Origin of the sequence: Pseudomonas antarctica (assembly GCF_001647715.1) — a bacterium.
In the GTDB taxonomy this organism is placed as follows: Bacteria; Pseudomonadota; Gammaproteobacteria; order Pseudomonadales; family Pseudomonadaceae; genus Aquipseudomonas; species Aquipseudomonas antarctica_A.
The window spans coordinates 1011706-1029750 of sequence record NZ_CP015600.1 but is presented as its reverse complement, the minus strand read 5'-3'; the positions used below and the strand labels follow the sequence as shown (position 1 = coordinate 1029750).

At 60.4% G+C, this 18045-nt stretch carries 17 protein-coding genes; 7 read left to right on the top strand and 10 right to left on the bottom strand.

The genetic code is table 11. The annotated features are described in order from the left end of the window. Positions 1 to 8 precede the first annotated feature (8 nt). From A7J50_RS04400 to mreB, 4 genes are all read right to left on the bottom strand, one after another. On the bottom strand, positions 9 to 605 hold the full coding sequence (locus A7J50_RS04400) for a Maf family protein (RefSeq protein ID WP_064450709.1): 597 nt from the start codon (positions 603 to 605) through the stop codon (positions 9 to 11). Positions 606 to 656: 51 nt separating this feature from the next. Further along, positions 657 to 1145, bottom strand: a complete 489-nt coding sequence (gene mreD, locus A7J50_RS04395) for a rod shape-determining protein MreD (RefSeq protein WP_017138250.1) — start codon at positions 1143 to 1145, stop codon at positions 657 to 659. Next, on the bottom strand, positions 1145 to 2290 hold the full coding sequence (gene mreC / locus A7J50_RS04390; RefSeq protein WP_082895824.1) for a rod shape-determining protein MreC: 1146 nt from the start codon (positions 2288 to 2290) through the stop codon (positions 1145 to 1147). Before mreC ends, mreD begins: the two co-directional genes overlap by 1 nt. Before the next feature lie 139 nt (positions 2291 to 2429). Further along, positions 2430 to 3467 carry a rod shape-determining protein MreB gene (gene mreB, locus A7J50_RS04385; RefSeq protein WP_002555108.1) on the bottom strand — a complete coding sequence of 346 codons (1038 nt, stop codon included), beginning with the start codon at positions 3465 to 3467 and terminating at the stop codon, positions 2430 to 2432. A gap of 210 nt (positions 3468 to 3677) precedes the next feature. On the opposite strand from mreB, the gene gatC reads away from it, so the two are divergent. The 6 genes from gatC (at position 3678) to A7J50_RS04355 (ending at position 8903) form a co-directional block, all read left to right on the top strand. Beyond that, positions 3678 to 3965, top strand: coding sequence for an Asp-tRNA(Asn)/Glu-tRNA(Gln) amidotransferase subunit GatC (gene gatC, locus A7J50_RS04380; RefSeq protein WP_053254404.1), 288 nt, complete (start codon positions 3678 to 3680; stop codon positions 3963 to 3965). A gap of 16 nt (positions 3966 to 3981) precedes the next feature. Next, positions 3982 to 5433, top strand: coding sequence for an Asp-tRNA(Asn)/Glu-tRNA(Gln) amidotransferase subunit GatA (gene gatA, locus A7J50_RS04375; RefSeq protein WP_064450707.1), 1452 nt, complete (start codon positions 3982 to 3984; stop codon positions 5431 to 5433). 10 nt (positions 5434 to 5443) lie between these two features. Further along, complete coding sequence (gene gatB / locus A7J50_RS04370) at positions 5444 to 6889, top strand: Asp-tRNA(Asn)/Glu-tRNA(Gln) amidotransferase subunit GatB (RefSeq protein WP_064450706.1); 1446 nt, start codon at positions 5444 to 5446, stop codon at positions 6887 to 6889. A gap of 159 nt (positions 6890 to 7048) precedes the next feature. Next, positions 7049 to 7420 (top strand): septal ring lytic transglycosylase RlpA family protein, encoded by a 372-nt coding sequence (locus tag A7J50_RS04365; RefSeq protein WP_064450705.1) that lies wholly within the window; start codon positions 7049 to 7051, stop codon positions 7418 to 7420. 56 nt (positions 7421 to 7476) lie between these two features. Continuing rightward, on the top strand, positions 7477 to 8523 hold the full coding sequence (locus A7J50_RS04360; protein WP_082895823.1) for a calcium/sodium antiporter: 1047 nt from the start codon (positions 7477 to 7479) through the stop codon (positions 8521 to 8523). Further along, positions 8520 to 8903, top strand: a complete 384-nt coding sequence (locus A7J50_RS04355; RefSeq protein WP_064450704.1) for a carboxymuconolactone decarboxylase family protein — start codon at positions 8520 to 8522, stop codon at positions 8901 to 8903. Before A7J50_RS04360 ends, A7J50_RS04355 begins: the two co-directional genes overlap by 4 nt. A gap of 109 nt (positions 8904 to 9012) precedes the next feature. Here the strand turns inward: A7J50_RS04355 and A7J50_RS04350 are convergent, their stop codons facing one another. The 5 genes from A7J50_RS04350 to kdgD all read right to left on the bottom strand — a co-directional run bounded on the left by A7J50_RS04350 (position 9013) and on the right by kdgD (position 15662). Then, a complete protein-coding gene (locus tag A7J50_RS04350) occupies positions 9013 to 9954 on the bottom strand; it encodes an AEC family transporter (RefSeq protein WP_064450703.1) in 942 nt (313 codons plus the stop codon). A gap of 186 nt (positions 9955 to 10140) precedes the next feature. After that, positions 10141 to 11694, bottom strand: a complete 1554-nt coding sequence (gene garD / locus A7J50_RS04345; RefSeq protein ID WP_064450702.1) for a galactarate dehydratase — start codon at positions 11692 to 11694, stop codon at positions 10141 to 10143. Between the two features lie 11 nt (positions 11695 to 11705). Continuing rightward, positions 11706 to 13070 (bottom strand): MFS transporter, encoded by a 1365-nt coding sequence (locus tag A7J50_RS04340; protein WP_064450701.1) that lies wholly within the window; start codon positions 13068 to 13070, stop codon positions 11706 to 11708. Positions 13071 to 13250: 180 nt separating this feature from the next. Continuing rightward, complete coding sequence (locus tag A7J50_RS04335; protein WP_064450700.1) at positions 13251 to 14696, bottom strand: aldehyde dehydrogenase family protein; 1446 nt, start codon at positions 14694 to 14696, stop codon at positions 13251 to 13253. Between the two features lie 54 nt (positions 14697 to 14750). Further along, positions 14751 to 15662, bottom strand: a complete 912-nt coding sequence (gene kdgD, locus A7J50_RS04330) for a 5-dehydro-4-deoxyglucarate dehydratase (RefSeq protein WP_064450699.1) — start codon at positions 15660 to 15662, stop codon at positions 14751 to 14753. A gap of 235 nt (positions 15663 to 15897) precedes the next feature. On the opposite strand from kdgD, the gene A7J50_RS04325 reads away from it, so the two are divergent. Then, complete coding sequence (locus A7J50_RS04325; RefSeq protein ID WP_064450698.1) at positions 15898 to 17055, top strand: hypothetical protein; 1158 nt, start codon at positions 15898 to 15900, stop codon at positions 17053 to 17055. A gap of 139 nt (positions 17056 to 17194) precedes the next feature. On the opposite strand, the gene A7J50_RS04320 is transcribed toward A7J50_RS04325, so the two are convergent. Then, positions 17195 to 17944, bottom strand: coding sequence for a FadR/GntR family transcriptional regulator (locus A7J50_RS04320; RefSeq protein ID WP_064450697.1), 750 nt, complete (start codon positions 17942 to 17944; stop codon positions 17195 to 17197). Positions 17945 to 18045 lie beyond the last annotated feature (101 nt).

Below are 18045 nucleotides of genomic sequence, written 5' to 3'. Positions count from 1 at the left end.
TAAGGCGTTCAGCGCGCGGTAAGGTTTTGCCAACAGGGTATGCCGAATTGGCCAAGCAGTTGCGCGGTTTCGCACACCGGCAGGCCTACCACAGCGGAATAGCTGCCATTGAGTCCGGCAACGAACACAGACCCAAGCCCTTGGATAGCATAGCCGCCAGCTTTGTCCTGTGGCTCACCACTGTGCCAGTAGGTTGTAGCCTCCTCGACAGAAATCCCACGAAACCGTACGCGGCTGCTTACACACCGAGTATCGCAGCGCTGGCCGTCGGTGACGGCGATGGCAGTGAGCACTTCATGTTCTCGATCGGAAAGAGCCAGCAACATCGCCAGGGCATCAGCCTGGTCCACGGGCTTGCCCAAAATCTGACCATCAACGATTACGGCCGTGTCGGCGCCCAGTACACAGACGCCGGAGGTTTGTTCAAGCGCAGAAAACCCCGCCGACGCCTTACCCCGAGCAAGGCGCTCGACGTAGGCAACGGCGGATTCGTTTGTAAGAGGAGTTTCGTCAATAGCGGCGCTGACCACGGTAAATGGCACACCGATCTGGGTCAGCAGTTCACGCCGCCTTGGGGAGCCCGAGGCCAGATAAAGCGAATTCATTCCAGACTCTCCCTGTAGGGTTCGATAACCAGGCAGAGCCTCGCAATCCATTCAATTGATTTTATAGCGACGACGTAACCCACGCAGACCGAAACTGACCCAAGGCCACAGCAGTGCGCTGACCAGGGCAGGCAAGACCAACGCCAAGGTTGGCTGACGGTTACCGGTCAAGGCGCTGAGCCACAGTTGCACCAACTGCGCCAGGCCGAAGATCACCAGGATCACCAGGCACTGCTGCCACATCGGGAACATCCGCAGGCGCTGTTGCAGTGACAGCACCAGGAACGTAATCAAGGTGAGGATCAACGCGTTCTGGCCCAGCAAGGTGCCATAGAGCACGTCTTCCGCCAAGCCCAGGCACATCGCCGTGACCATCCCGACTTTATGCGGCAAGGTCAGCGACCAGAAGGCGAGCAACAACGCGAGCCAGAGCGGTCGCAGGATTTCCATGAATTGCGGCAGCGGCGAAACGCTTAGCAGCAAGCCGATGGCGAAGGTCAGCCAGACGATCCAGCCATTACGCGAATGAGTACCGGCCATTATTCCTCCCTCTGCCGCGTGGTTGCCGGGGCGGCGGCCGGTGACCGGGTTGCCGGGGTAGCAGCCGCAGGCGGTTTAGCCGCCGGGGTTGTGGCGGCGGGCGCCGACACAGGTGGTTTGGTTGCAACCGGCTTGGCCGCGCGCGCGCTGTGAGCCGCTGGCTTGACCGGCGTCGCCACGGGGGCTGCCGGGGTTGCTGCGGGCGCAGGCGGCCCCACGAACGCCGGTTTCGGCACCGTGGCAGGAATGACCGGCGCAGTACCGTTCTGTTTGTCTTCCGCTTCCTGGGCCTGGGCGGCGTCGTTGGCGCGCTCTTCCGGGGTACGGTTGTCGCTGAATACCAGCAGCAGGTAGCGGCTGCGGTTCAGGGCGGCAGTCGGTACGGCGCGGACGATCGCAAACGGCTGACCGGAATCGTGGATCACTTCCTTGACCGTCGCGACCGGGTAACCCGCCGGGAAACGCTGACCCAGGCCGGAGCTGACCAGCAGGTCGCCTTCCTTGATGTCGGCAGTGTCCGCCACATGACGCAACTCAAGACGCTCCGGGTTGCCTGTACCGCTGGCAATCGCACGCAAGCCGTTACGGTTGACCTGCACTGGAATGCTGTGGGTTGTGTCCGTGAGCAGCAACACCCGTGAGGTGTAAGGCATCAGCTCAACCACCTGGCCCATCAGGCCACGGGCGTCGAGCACCGGCTGACCGAGGACCACACCGTCGCGTTCACCCTTGTTGATGATGATGCGATGGGTAAACGGATTGGGGTCCATGCCGATCAACTCGGCCACCTCGACCTTTTCGTTGACCAGCGCGGAAGAATTGAGCAACTCGCGCAGCCGAACGTTCTGCTCGGTGAGGGCCGCCAGCTTTTGCATGCGCCCCTGCAACAGCAGGTTTTCAGTCTTGAGTTTTTCGTTCTCGGCGACCAGCTCGGTGCGGCTGCCGAATTGGCTGGCCACGCCCTGGTAGAGACGTTGCGGCAGGTCGGTGATCCAGTAAGTCTGCATCAACACCAGCGACATCTGGCTACGCACGGGCTTGAGCAGTGCAAAGCGGGCATCGACCACCATCAGCGCGACCGAAAGCACGACCAGCACCAATAAGCGCACGCCCAATGAGGGGCCTTTGGCGAAAAGCGGTTTAATAAGCCGCTCCTCCCAGGCAAATGTTCTCTTTATTCATACGGCATCAAACCGGCCTGGATGCAGATTGAAGAAGATAAACGCCAACAGGCAGCACTGCAAAGTGCTGCCTGCGGGCGAAGCATGAACTACCCAAGCAATCTTATTCGCTGGAGAGCAGGTCCATGGTGTGTTTATCCATCATTTCCAGTGCACGGCCACCGCCACGGGCGACGCAGGTCAGCGGGTCTTCGGCAACGATCACCGGCAGGCCGGTTTCCTGGGCCAGCAGCTTGTCGAGGTCGCGCAACAAGGCACCACCACCAGTCAGCACCAGGCCACGCTCGGCGATGTCGGAAGCCAGTTCCGGCGGCGATTGCTCCAGGGCGCTCTTCACAGCCTGAACGATAGTGGCCAGGGACTCTTGCAGAGCTTCCAGCACTTCGTTGGAATTCAGGGTGAAGGCACGTGGAACGCCTTCGGCCAGGTTGCGACCGCGAACATCGACTTCGCGAACTTCGCCGCCCGGGTAAGCGGTGCCGATTTCCTGCTTGATGCGCTCAGCAGTGGATTCACCGATCAGGCTGCCGTAGTTACGACGCACATAAGTGATGATCGCTTCGTCGAAGCGGTCGCCGCCTACACGGACGGATTCGGCATACACCACACCGTTCAGGGAAATCAGGGCGATTTCAGTGGTACCACCACCGATATCGACCACCATCGAACCGCGCGCTTCCTCAACCGGCAAACCAGCGCCGATAGCGGCAGCCATGGGTTCTTCGATCAGGAACACTTCGCGAGCACCGGCACCAAGGGCCGATTCACGGATGGCACGACGCTCCACCTGGGTGGACTTGCATGGAACGCAGATCAGCACACGAGGGCTGGGCTGCAGAAAACTGTTTTCGTGAACTTTATTGATGAAGTACTGCAGCATCTTCTCGCAGACGCTGAAGTCGGCGATCACGCCGTCTTTCATCGGACGAATGGCAGCGATGTTGCCTGGTGTTCGGCCGAGCATGCGCTTGGCCTCGGTGCCAACGGCAACGACACTTTTCTGATTACCATGGGTCCGAATGGCCACAACCGATGGCTCATTCAGAACGATACCGCGCTCGCGCACGTAAATAAGGGTGTTGGCAGTGCCCAGGTCAATGGAAAGATCGCTGGAAAACATGCCACGCAGTTTCTTGAACATGGGGAAAGGACCCTAGGCAACGCGTGGGTAAAAAAGTGCGGCAAACTCTAACAACGACAGGGATTTTGGGCAAGGCGCCAATGTGCTAAATTGGCCGACTTTCTGTGCACCAACCCCCACAATCGCGGCCTTATGACCGTAGAAATGCGGTAGTGTTCCGACAATCTAACACACGGACGCCCTCCGTTCTGTTTTCCACTGGAGAATCCCATGGCGCTTGAACGCTCCGACGTGGAAAAAATCGCTCATCTGGCCTCGCTTGGCCTGAATGAAGCCGATCTTCCACAGACCACCGCAGCCTTGAACAGCATTCTCGGGCTGGCTGACCAAATGCAGGCCGTCAATACCGACGGCATCGAGCCCCTGGCTCACCCACTAGAAGCCAGCCAGCGCCTGCGTGCAGACGTTGTGACCGAGCGAAATAATCGCGAGGCCTACCAGTCCATCGCGCCAGCGGTCGAAAACGGCCTGTACCTGGTTCCGAAAGTCATCGACTAAAGGGAAAGAGCCTGCAATGCATCACATGACTCTGGCCGAGATCGCCCGCGGTCTCGCCGACAAAAAGTTTTCTTCCGAAGAGCTGACCAAGACCCTGCTTGCGCGTATCGCCGAGCTCGACACGAAGGTCAACAGCTTCATCAGCCTCACCGAAGAGCTGGCCCTGAGCCAGGCCAAGGCCGCCGACGTGCGTCGCGCCAACGGTGAAAACGGCGCACTGCTGGGCACACCGATCGCCCACAAAGACCTGTTCTGCACCCATGGCATTCGCACCAGCTGCGGCTCGAAGATGCTCGACAACTTCAAGGCGCCCTACGACGCCACCGTGGTGTCCAAGCTGGCTACCGCCGGGGCCGTGACCCTGGGCAAGACCAACATGGACGAATTCGCCATGGGTTCGGCCAACGAGTCGAGCTACTACGGCGCGGTAAAAAACCCGTGGAACCTGGAACATGTGCCCGGCGGTTCGTCGGGTGGTTCGGCTGCCGCCGTTGCCGCGCGCTTCCTGCCGGCCGCCACGGCAACCGACACCGGCGGCTCGATCCGTCAACCTGCTGCGTTCACCAACCTCACCGGCCTGAAGCCGACCTACGGTCGCGTTTCCCGTTGGGGCATGATCGCCTACGCCTCCAGCCTGGATCAGGGCGGCCCGTTGGCACGCACTGCCGAAGACTGCGCAATATTGTTACAAGGTATGGCCGGGTTCGATAAACAGGACTCCACCAGCATCGATGAGCCAGTGCCGGACTACAGCGCCAGCCTGAATACCTCGATCAAAGGCCTGCGTATCGGCGTGCCGAAAGAGTATTTCAGCGCCGGCCTCGACCCGCGTATCGCCGAACTGGTGCACAACAGCGTCAAAGAGCTGGAAAAGCTCGGCGCCGTGATCAAGGAAGTCAGCCTGCCGAACAACCAGCACGCGATTCCTGCGTACTACGTGATCGCGCCGGCAGAAGCCTCCTCCAACCTGTCGCGTTTCGACGGCGTACGTTTCGGCTACCGCTGTGAAAACCCGAAAGACCTGACCGACCTGTACAAACGCTCCCGGGGCGAAGGCTTCGGTGCCGAAGTACAACGCCGCATTATGGTCGGTGCCTACGCACTGTCGGCCGGCTACTACGACGCGTACTACCTCAAGGCGCAAAAAATCCGTCGCCTGATCAAGAACGACTTCATGGCTGCTTTTGAAGAAGTCGATGTGATCCTCGGCCCAACCACGCCGAACCCGGCCTGGAAGATTGGCGCCAAGACCGGCGACCCAATCGCCGAGTACCTGGAAGACCTGTACACCATCACCGCCAACCTCGCGGGCTTGCCGGGCTTGTCCATGCCAGCCGGTTTCGTCGATGGCCTGCCGGTCGGCGTGCAATTGCTCGCCCCGTATTTCCAGGAAGGCCGCCTGCTCAATGTGGCGCACCAGTACCAGTTGAACACCGACTGGCACACTCGCACCCCTACCGGCTTCTGAGGAGAACACTATGCAATGGGAAGTTGTGATCGGGCTGGAGATTCATACCCAGCTCGCCACCCAATCGAAGATTTTCTCCGGTAGCGCCACCACGTTCGGCGCAGAGCCCAACACCCAGGCCAGCCTGGTCGACCTGGGCATGCCCGGCGTACTGCCGGTGTTGAACCAGGAAGCGGTGCGCATGGCGGTGATGTTCGGCCTGGCGATTGACGCCGAGATCGGCCAGCACAACGTGTTCGCGCGCAAGAACTACTTCTACCCGGACCTGCCCAAGGGCTACCAGATCAGCCAGATGGAATTGCCGATCGTCGGCAAAGGCTACCTGGACATCCCGCTGGAAGACGGCACCATCAAGCGTGTTGGCGTCACCCGCGCGCACCTGGAAGAAGATGCCGGCAAGAGCCTGCATGAAGAATTCCCGGGCGCTACCGGCATCGACCTGAACCGTGCCGGCACGCCGTTACTGGAAATCGTCTCCGAGCCGGACATGCGCAGCGCCAAGGAAGCCGTGGCTTACGTCAAGACGATCCACGCGCTGGTGCGCTACCTGGGCATCTGCGACGGCAACATGGCCGAAGGCTCGCTGCGTTGCGACTGTAACGTGTCGATCCGTCCAAAGGGCCAGGTCGAGTTCGGCACCCGCTGCGAGATCAAGAACGTCAACTCGTTCCGTTTTATCGAGAAGGCGATCAACAGCGAAGTGCGTCGCCAGATCGAACTGATCGAAGACGGCGGCAAGGTGATCCAGCAAACCCGCCTGTACGATCCGAACAAAGATGAAACCCGCGCCATGCGCAGCAAAGAGGAAGCCAACGACTACCGTTACTTCCCCGACCCGGACCTGTTGCCGGTGGTCCTTGAGGATTCGTTCCTCAATGACATCCGTGCCACCCTGCCGGAATTGCCGCAGCAAAAACGCGAGCGTTTCCAGGCGCAGTTCGGCCTGTCGGTCTACGATGCCAGCGTATTGGCGTCCAGCCGTGAGCAAGCCAACTACTTCGAAAAAGTCGTGAGCATTGCCGGCGACGCCAAACTGGCGGCCAACTGGGTAATGGTTGAGCTGGGCAGCCTGTTGAACAAGCAGGGCCTGGAAATCGACGAAGCACCGGTTACCGCCGAACAACTGGGCGGCATGCTGCTGCGCATCAAGGACAACACCATCTCCGGCAAAATCGCCAAGACCGTGTTTGAAGCGATGGCGGCAGGCGAAGGCAATGCGGACGAAATCATCGACAAGCGTGGCCTGAAGCAAGTCACCGACAGCGGTGCGATCTCGGCCGTACTCGATGAGATGCTGGCGGCCAACGCCGAACAGGTCGAGCAATACCGCGCCGCAGACGAAGCCAAGCGCGGCAAGATGTTCGGCTTCTTTGTCGGTCAGGCGATGAAAGCCTCCAAAGGCAAGGCCAACCCGCAACAGGTGAACGAACTGCTGAAAAGCAAGCTCGAAGGCTGATTCGCGGTGAAATGGTCCGGGCGGGATTTCATGCCCAACTCGGACCCCATGTGGGAGCTGGCTTGCCTGCGATAGCAGCGCCTCGGTGCAACTGCGACACCGAGGTGCCTGTATCGCAGGCAAGCCAGCTCCCACATTTACAATGGGGACTTACTTAACGTGAAGCGTCTACTCGGCCTACTGGCCCTGTTCTCTCTGCTGGCCGGTTGCGCCAGCGGCCTCATCGACCCCAACGGCTACGACGAAGCCGGCACCGCCTCGTATTACGGCGCCAAGCACCATGGCAATAGAACCGCCAGCGGTGAACCCTTCAGCCAGAACGCCCTGACCGCCGCTCATCGGCGCCTGCCTTTCGGCACCCGGGTCAAGGTGACTAATCTCGACAACAACAAATCCGTGGTCCTGCGCATCAATGATCGCGGCCCGCACACCCGTGGCCGCCTGATTGATGTTTCACGCAAGGCTGCCGAACAGCTCGGTATGCTGGGCAGCGGAACCGCACGGGTTCGCGTGCAAGCGCTGAACAACTGACAGGAGCCCTGGCCATCTTCGGACTAACCGCCCTCTCCCCCTTCAGCCTGCTCGAATTGATCAGTGGCCTGGTGTTGCTGATTATCGGCGCCGAAATCCTGGTGCGGGCCGCCGTGCGCCTGGCGGCCAGCCTCAAGGTGCGGCCGCTGATCATCGGTTTGAGCATCGTCGCCTTCGGCAGCAGTGCGCCGCAGATGACCGTCAGTTTGCAAGCCACCCTGGCCGGCAATACTGACATTGCCGTGGGCAGCGTGATCGGCAGCAGCATCTTCAACATCCTCGTCACCTTGGGCCTGTCCGCGCTGATCATCCCCCTGCGAGTGTCGCGGCAACTGGTGCGCCTGGACATCCCGGTGATGATTTTCGCCGCCCTGCTGGTGTTTACCCTGTCGGCCAATGAAGAACTGACGCCGGTTGACGGCCTGTTACTGCTCGCGGCCCTGATGGCCTACCTCGGCGTATTGCATTACCAGACCCGCCATTCCCGCCGGCCTCGCACATTGGACACCGTCGCCAGGGCGCCATGGCTGAGCAGCGTATTGCTGATGCTGGGCGGGCTGTTGATCCTGGTGCTGGCCGGGCATTTGCTGCTGGGCGCGGCGGTGGATGTGGCGAGCGACTTGGGCCTCTCGGAGCGCATCATCGGCCTGACGCTCATCGGTGTCGGCACCTCGCTGCCGTGCCTGGCCACCTCGCTGATTGCCGCCCTGCGCGGCCAACGCGAGATTGCCGTGGGCAATGTGATCGGCAGCAGCCTGTTCAATCTGCTGGGCGTGCTGGGGTTTACGGCCCTGGTGGCGCCCTCTCCGCTGTCGGTGTCGCCCAACGCCCTGGACTTCGACCTGCCGGTGATGCTCGGCGTGGTGGTGCTGTGCCTGCCGGTGTTCTACACCGGCTACCGGGTCACTCGCGCCGAAGGCCTGGTGTTTCTGGGTCTGTACCTGGTGTATGGGCTGCACGTAGTGTCGTTCACGTTCGGCACGCCCCTGGCCAACAAACTTGAACACTTGATGCTGTATTACATCCTGCCGGCGCTGGTGGCTTTTCTGATATTCAGCACGCTGCGAGCCTGGCGCCGCCAACGCAAGAGGGAATCGCAATGACCGATCAGAAAAAGCCCGGGGTTGAAGTGCGTCGCCAGGTGATGGGCGATGTGTTCGTCGATCGCGCCCTGGGCAATGCCACCGAGTTCACCCAGCCGCTGCAGGATTTCGTCAACGAACATGCCTGGGGCAGCGTGTGGAACCGCGAAGGTCTGCCATTGAAGACCCGCAGCCTGATCACCCTCGCCGCCCTCACGGCGCTCAAATGCCCGCAGGAACTCAAGGGCCACGTACGTGGCGCGTTGAACAATGGCTGTACCGTGGAAGAGATTCGCGAGGCGCTGCTGCATTGCGCGGTGTATGCGGGTGTGCCAGCGGCGATTGACGCGTTTCGGGCGGCGCAGGAAGTGATTGAGGCGTATCAGGCAGATAAGCAGTGACTGTCAGATAGTCATCGCAGGCAGGCCAGCTCCCAAAGTTTGAACTGTGAATACATTCAAATGTGGGAGCTGGCTTGCCTGCTATTGGCCCTCAACCACACCGAAAAATTCAGATCCAGCCCCCCGCCTGCAACACGAAGATCCCGATATTGGTGGTCACCGCCGCCATCAACGTGGTGATCACGATAATCGCCGCCGCCAGTTCATGATTACCCTCCGCCGCCCTGGCCATGACGAAACTCGCCGCCGCAGTCGGCGCGCCGAAATACAGAAACAGAATCCCCAGTTCCGGCCCCCGAAAGCCCAGCAGCCAGGCGCCAAGTGTCGCCGCCAGCGGCAAGCCGATCATCTTCACCAGGCTGGCACTCAAGGCCATGCTCCCGCTTTTGCGCAAGGCCGCCAGTGACAAGGTGCCGCCGATGCAGATCAGTGCCAGCGGCAAGGTCATGTCCGCCAGATACTGGCCGGACGACTCCAGCCAGGCAGGCAGGCCGAGATTGAAAATAGCGAACGGCGCGGCCGCAATCACGCTGATGATCAGCGGGTTGGCTATCACACTTTTGAAGATGCTCCAGGGGTCGGACTTGATCACCGGGCTGTACACCGCCAGCACGATGGTCGACAGCGTGTTGTAGAACAGGATCACCAGCGCCGCGAGGATCGCGCCGAGGGAAATGCCGTAGTCGCCGTACATGCTGGCCGCCAGCGCCAGGCCGATCACGCCGTTATTGCCGCGAAACGCGCCCTGGGTGTAGATGCCACGGTCCTCACGCGGGCAACGGAAGATCGCCCAACCCCAGGCCAGGGCAAAGCTCAGCAGCGTGGCGACGGCAAAGTAGATCAGCAACCCCGGCTTGAGCGCCGAGTGCAGGTCGGCATGCAGGATGCCCAGGAACAACAGCGCCGGCATGGTGACGTTGAATACCAGGGACGAGGCGGTGTGGATAAAGTTGTCGTTGATCCAGTGGATGCGCTTGAGCAGCACACCGAGGAACAGCATGGCAAACACCGGCGCGGTGATGGTGAGGGTGGTGAGGAAGATAGCCAGCATGCCGGGGAGAACCTTGGTGAGCGTTATCAGGGGGCTAATGATAAGCCATGCGGCCCGGCTCGTCTGGGTAAGCCCCATCAAATGTGGGAGCTGGCTTGCCTGCGATGGCAGAGTGTCAGTCGATACATCCGTTACTGATACATCCCCATCGCAGGCAAGCCAGCTCCCACAGGGTTCGACGCGGTCTCAGGTAATGGGCGCCGGGTTGAACAGCGTAATGTCGTTATGCAGCTTGTGCCGCTCCGCCCACGTCTGCTTCTTGCCGCTGGCCACGTCCAGGTAGAAGTGGAACAACTCCCACCCCAACTCCTCGATCGTCGCACGCCCGGTGGCAATGCGCCCGGCGTCAATATCGATCAGGTCCGGCCAGCGCTGAGCCAATTCCGTACGCGTCGAGACCTTCACCACCGGCGCCATCGCCAGCCCGTAAGGCGTACCGCGCCCGGTGGTGAACACATGCAGGTTCATCCCGGCCGCCAGTTGCAAAGTGCCGCACACAAAGTCGCTGGCCGGCGTCGCGCAGAAGATCAGGCCTTTGCTCTTGATGCGCTCGCCCGGGCCGAGCACGCCATTGATCGCGCTGCTGCCGGATTTGACGATGGAGCCCAGGGACTTCTCGACAATATTCGACAGCCCGCCCTTTTTGTTGCCCGGTGTGGTGTTGGCACTGCGGTCCGCCTCGCCTTTGGCCAGGTAACGGTCGTACCAGTCCATTTCCCTGACCAGCTCTTCGGCAATTTCCTTGGTCTGCGCCCGAGAAGTCAGCAGATAGATGGCATCGCGGACCTCAGTCACTTCGGAAAACATCACCGTCGCCCCGGCCCGCAGCAGCAAGTCCGAGGCATAGCCCAGCGCCGGGTTGGCAGTGATGCCGGAAAATGCATCGCTGCCGCCACATTGCATGCCCAGGATCAGTTCCGACGCCGGCACGGTTTCACGGCGGCGCTGGTCGAGTTTTTTCAAACGGACCTCGGCCAGCGCCATGATCTGCTCGATCATCTCGGTAAAACCGTGGCTGGAATCCTGCAGCCGATACAGCCATGGCTCGCTCAGGTCGACGGAGCTGTCGTTGTCGTGCATCACCTGCCCGGCCTGCAATTTCTCGCAGCCCAGGCTGATCACCAGCGCTTCGCCACCCAGGTTCGGGTTGCGCGCCAGATTGCGCACGGTGCGGATCGGGATGTAGGCATCCGTCGCGGTGATCGCCACGCCGCAGCCGTAACTGTGGGTCAGCGCCACCACGTCATCGACGTGAGGGTACTTGGGCAGCAACTCATCCTTGATGCGCTTGACCGCATGGTCCAGCACGCCGGTGACGCACTGCACCGTGGTGGTAATACCGAGGATATTGCGCGTGCCCACGGTGCCGTCGGCATTGCGATAACCCTCGAAGGTGAAGCCTTCCAATGGCGCCTGGGTGTCGGGCACTTCGGTGGACAGCGGCAAGCTGTCCAGCGGTGGCGCGGTGGGCATGCGCAGTTGGTCTTCCTGCACCCAACTGCCACGCGGAATCGGCGCCAGGGCGTAACCGATGGTCTGGCCATAGCGAATAATCTGACCGCCTTCGGGGATGTCTTCCAGGGTCACCTTGTGGCTCTGCGGGATGAAATCCACGGTCACCAGGCCGTCCGGAAACTCGGTCCCGGCCGGTACGCCTTGGTCGTTGACCACGATCACCACGTTGTCACGCTCGTGCAAACGGATCGAGCGCGGCGAGTCAGCATGTTCAATCAACTGCATTACATCGCCCCTCAAGAGTGCGCTTCGGTAAATTTAGTCAGCTCAGGCCCTTTGCTGGGTGGATCTTTGAGCACCACGCGCTTGATCGGGCCGACAATCACCAGGTAACTGAACACCGCCACCAGCGCGTTGGCGCCGACGAACACCAATGCCCACTTGAACGAGCCGGTGGTGCTGATGATGTAACCGATCACGATAGGCGTACTGATAGACGCCAGGTTGCCAAACATATTGAACAAGCCACCACTGAGGCCGGCGATTTGTTTCGGCGAGGTGTCGGACACCACCGCCCAACCCAGTGCGCCAACGCCTTTACCGAAGAAGGCCAGGGCCATGAAGCCCACCACCATCCATTCGATGTCGACATAGTTGCACGCCACGATGCTGCTGGAGATCAGCAACCCACCGATGATCGGCGCCTTGCGCGCAAACGTCAGCGAATGGCCCTTGCGCAGCAGGTAGTCGGAAATCACGCCGCCCAACACCCCACCTATAAACCCGCAGATCGCCGGCAAAGACGCAATGAAACCGGCCTTGAGAATGGTCATGCCACGATCCTGCACCAGGTACACCGGGAACCAGGTCAGGAAGAAGTAGGTAATGCCGTTGATGCAGTATTGGCCCAGGTACACGCCGAGCATCATGCGGTTGGTCAGCAGTTGGCGAATGTAATCCCACTTAGGCCCATCGGTTTTCTGCCCTTTGGTCTTGTCCTGGTCCATGTCGACCATCGCGCCATTTTCAGCGATGTGCTTGAGCTCAGCCTCGTTGATCATCGGGTGCTGGCGCGGGCTGTGGATAACTTTCAGCCAGATCAGCGAGAACAGCACGCCGATCCCCCCCATGACGATAAACACATGCTGCCAGCCAAAGGTGTAGACGATCCAACCCATCAGCGGTGCAAACAACACCGTGGCGAAGTATTGCGCGGAGTTGAAGATCGCCGACGCCGTGCCGCGCTCAGCGGTAGGAAACCATGCCGCAACAATACGGGCATTTCCGGGAAACGAGGGCGCCTCAGCCAGGCCCACCAAAAAGCGCAGCATGAACAGCGCCACAATAGCGGTGGAAACCCCAAATTCACCGACATAGCCTTGCAGCACGGTGAACAGTGACCAGGTGAAGATACTCAGGGCATAGACTTTTTTCGAGCCGAACCGGTCCAGCAGCCAGCCACCGGGAATTTGCCCGGCCACGTAGGCCCAACCGAATGCGGAGAAGATGTAACCGAGGGTGACCGCGTCGATGCCGAGGTCTTTTTGCAGGCTGGAGCCGGCGATCGCGATAGTAGCCCGGTCGGCGTAGTTGATCGTGGTCACCAGAAACAGCATGAGCAGGATCAAATAGCGGACGTGGGTCGGCTTGGTCGCTTGCATGAAGATGTACTCCCACTAATTATTTTTTTTGCGGGTAATCATTTTTTGTGTGCGGGACCCGCTTTATGTGGGAGCTGGCGTGCCTGCGATGCAGACACCTCGGTCTCATTGACGCACCGAGGTGTCTGCATCGCAGGCAAGCCAGCTCCCACACAAGCCGCTGCCCACGGGTGCTGCGTGTTACGAACCGATGTAGCTGGTTTTCACCACGGTGTAGAACTCTTGCGCATAGCGACCTTGCTCACGCGAACCATAGGACGAGCCCTTACGCCCACCGAACGGCACGTGATAGTCCACACCGGCGGTCGGCAGGTTGACCATCACCATCCCGGCCTGGGAGTGGCGCTTGAAGTGGTTGGCGTACTTCAGCGACGTGGTGGCAATACCCGCCGACAAACCGAACTCGGTGTCATTGGCCATGGCCAGCGCCGCCTCGTAATCCGCCACGCGCACCACGTTGGCCACCGGGCCGAAGATCTCTTCACGGCTGATCCGCATCGCGGCTTCGCTGTCGGCAAACAGCGTTGGCGCCAGGTAGTAGCCCTCGGTGTCGCAGGTCACCAGGCCGCCACCGCTGACCAGCCGCGCGCCTTCGCTTTGGCCGATGTCGATGTATTTCAAGTCCTGATCCAGTTGGGCCTGGGAGACCACTGGGCCGATATCGGTGCCGCTTTTCAGGGCGTGGCCGACTTTGATCGACTTCATGCGCTCGGCCATGGCCGCGACGAACTGGTCGTGAATACCCGCCGTGACAATCAAGCGGCTTGAGGCAGTGCAGCGCTGGCCGGTTGAGTAGAACGCGCTCTGTACCGACAGCTCGACGGCCTGCTTGAGGTCGGCGTCATCGAGGATGATCTGCGGGTTTTTGCCACCCATTTCCAACTGCACTTTGGCCTGGCGCGACACACAGCTGACGGCGATCTGACGACCTACGCCGACCGAACCGGTAAAGCTGATGCCGTCGACTTTCGGGCTGTTGACCAATACATCGCCGACCACACGGCCACTGCCCATCACCAGGTTGAACACACCGGCGGGGAAGCCGGCGCGGGAGATGATTTCGGCCAGGGCCCAGGCGCAACCCGGAACCAATTCAGCCGGCTTGATCACCACGCAGTTGCCATAGGCCAGGGCTGGGGCGATTTTCCAGGCGGGAATCGCAATCGGGAAGTTCCACGGGGTAATCAAGCCGACCACACCGAGGGCTTCGCGGGTGACTTCAACGTTGACGCCCGGGCGCACCGACGGCACGTAGTCACCGGACAGGCGCAGGCATTCACCGGCGAAAAACTTGAAGATGTTACCGGCGCGCGTCACTTCGCCAATGGCTTCGGGCAGGGTCTTGCCTTCTTCCCGAGCCAGCAGGGTGCCGAGTTCTTCACGGCGGGCGAGGATTTCGCTGCCGACTTTGTCGAGGGCGTCGTGACGAGCCTGGATGCCGGACGTCGACCAGGCCGGAAAGGCGGCACGGGCCGCGTCGATGGCGGCGTTGACTTGAGCTACGTCAGCCTTGGCGTATTCGCCGATGACATCGGACAACTCCGACGGGTTGATGTTGGTGCAGTAGTCGGAACCGGCCACCCACTCGCCGTTGATGTAGTTTTCAAAACGTTTGGCTTGGGACACAAATCTTCTCCTGACGCAAAAGGCCGCTGATTGCTCAGCGGCCTTGTTGATAAGTTACTGCGGACCTTGCTTGTCGATCAGCGCGGCCAGGGCTTCGTACTCTTCCGGCAGCAAATCGGTGAGCGGCGTGCGCACCGGGCCTGCGTCGTAGCCGGCGATTTTTGCGCCAGCCTTGACGATGCTTACGGCATAACCGGCTTTACGGTTACGGATATCGAGGTAAGGCAGGAAGAAGTTGTCGATGATCTTGCCGACGGTAGCGTGATCGTCCTTGGCAATCGCGTGGTAGAAGTCCATCGCGGTTTTCGGGATGAAGTTGAACACCGCCGAGGAGTAAACCGGCACCCCCAGGGCCTTGTAGGCAGCAGCGTAAACCTCTGCAGTCGGCAGGCCGCCGAGGTAACTGAAACGGTCGCCAAGACGACGACGAATCGACACCATCAACTCGATATCACCCAGACCGTCCTTGTAGCCGATCAGGTTCGGGCAGCGCTCAGCCAGGCGTTCCAGCAATGGCGCGGTCAGGCGGCAGACGTTGCGGTTGTAGACCACCACGCCGATCTTGACCGACTTGCACACCGCTTCCACGTGGGCGGCAACACCATCCTGGCTGGCTTCGGTCAGGTAGTGCGGCAACAGCAGCAAGCCCTTGGCGCCAAGGCGTTCGGCTTCCTGGGCGTACTCGATAGCCTGGCGAGTCGAACCGCCGACACCGGCGAGGATTGGCACGCTGGTGGCGCAGGTATCAACAGCGGTCTTCACCACTTGGGAATATTCACTCGCGGCCAGGGAGAAAAACTCACCGGTGCCGCCGGCGGCGAACAAGGCGGTAGCGCCGTAAGGGGCCAGCCACTCCAGACGCTTGATGTAGCCCGCCTGGTGGAAATCACCCTGCGCATTGAAATCGGTCACGGGGAAAGACAGCAGACCGTGGGAGAGGATGGACTTCAGTTCTTGTGGATTCATTATTCGAACACCCTGGGCAAAGACTTTCTGTCGAAAGGTTGTTGTTGGTTTTGATGATGTCGTACGTCATCGTACAACTATAAAAGGATTCGTCAACTGCAATTCATCGGCGGCTGCGACAGCTTCATGTTTAGACATGCCTTCTTGACGTAGGAAATTATTCCTCTATGCTCCGAGTAACTGTATATACATACAGTTATTAAGGAAGATTCCTACGACATAGCAAGGAGCTAACATGTCAGGTCTTGAACTAGCAGCACCGGAAAAGAAACCACCTACCCTGCGCTTCGAAGGGGGTGAACACACCGCTATTGGCGACGACACCCTGTTGCGATTCGCCAAGGACGCTCCCGCGATTCCCGCGCGACAAGTCGAATTGCACCTGCCCAATGGCCTGGCCCTGACTTACGGCCAAGTGATCGCGCTGGGCGGTGACTTCTATGGCATTCCTGGCCAGCCGATCAGCGATGGCGCCTCCCCTGCGGATCGCGTGCAACGCTTCACGGCGGCGTTCAACTCATTGGCCGTGCTGCCGGCCTCCCGAGAAGAAGCACAGAAGATCCTCGCGGTGATGCAAAAGGAGATCAACGCAGTCAACCAGGCGATCAAGGACGGCAAACAACCCCACGAAGCCTATGACGCATTGGGCGATACGTTGTCTGAGGAGTGGAACCGAATCACCGGCGGCGGCAGTGCCGTTTCGGCACTCCTCCCTCTGGGTCGCTACCTGAAACTGGCAGCCGACAACGCTGACCACTTTGGCGAATGGGCATTGTCCGCCTACCTGGCCGGCCACACGGCGGCACTGCAACAGGCGGTCGTGGCCCATCAGACCGGCACCGACCAGGCACTGGAATTGGCCTATGCGATGAACAGCTTCGCTGATCACTTTTTGACTGACCTGTTTTCCGCCGGCCACCTGCGGGTACCGCGCAAACAATTGGCGGCGGTGGTCACGCCAGGAGAACTGGGCTCGCTGATCAGCCGCTTCATGCACGATGAAGACAGCAAGTTCGGGCTCAAGGTGCGCAATGCCATGGGTGATCAATGGCATGCCTATGGTGACAAGCGTTATTTCGATGCCATCGACGCGGACAATCGGACGATGGTCAAACGTGCGGTGCAGGCCTCGGCCGATGAGATCTTCGAGACCTTCATCAGCGGTGTCGCGCCCTCTCCAGCCGTCTTCAAGGCGCCACTGCATGTGCCGGACCTGAATGCCGCGCAGAACCCGGCGAACAACTTCTCGCCGCTGTTCAAGATGGAAGGAGACAAGGTGCTGCGCCGCAAGGACGTGAATGACCTGAACGACAAGCACTGGACCAATGACTGGTGGGGTTGGAGCACCTACCTGTTGCTCAAGGACTACAAGCCCAATCAGCCGGCCAGCTAAGTAGACGCAAAACTCCAGGCCAAGGAGATCAAAATGTGGGAGCGGGCTTGCCCGCGATAGCGGTGTATCAGCCAGTAATGGTTGACTGACACTCCGTCATCGCAGGCAAGCCAGCTCCCACACTAAACCCCCGTGACCTTTAACCGCGCTGCGCTTCTGCCTCTTCGTGGGCATGGCGCAGCCGCTCACGGCTGTTGGTCAGATGCAAGCGCATGGCCGCTCGCGCCGCGTCCGAATCCTGGCGGGCAATCGCCTCATAAATCTCTTCGTGTTCGCGGCTCAGGCGGCCCATGTAGTGCTGCTGGTCATCATGGGCCAGGCGCGCCGAATTCAGGCGGGTACGCGGAATGATGCTGGTGCCCAGGTGGGTCATGATGTCGGTGAAATAGCGGTTGCCGGTGGACAACGCAATTTCCAGGTGGAACGCAAAATCTGATGCCACTGCATCGCCTGCGTGGGCCGCGCTTTCATTCAGGGCGTCGAGTGCCGCACGCATGGCCGCCAGTTGCGCATCGCTGCGACGTAATGCAGCAAGACCGGCGGACTCCACTTCCAGGCTGATACGCAGCTCCAGAATCGCCAGCACATCACGCAAGGTCACCACCGTGGCCGGATCAATCCGGAAGCCGCTCGGGCTTGGCGTGTCCAACACAAAGGTGCCGATACCGTGACGGGTTTCCACCTGCCCCGCCGCCTGCAAGCGCGAGATGGCTTCACGCACCACGGTACGGCTGACCCCATGAGCGTCCATGATCGCCGACTCGGTAGGCAACTTATCGCCACGCTTGAGTTGGCCATCGCGGATTTGCTCGGACAACACCGTGACCAATTCCTGGGCAAGGCTGCGACGCTTGCGGGGAAGACGAGGAGCGGTACTGGCGTTTTCCATGATGAACCATCTTTCTCGGCGAACTTGAGCCCGCATCATAGCCCATGGCGGTTGTACGATCACCGTTCTGTCACGACTTTCATCCCTATCCTGCGCGCAAA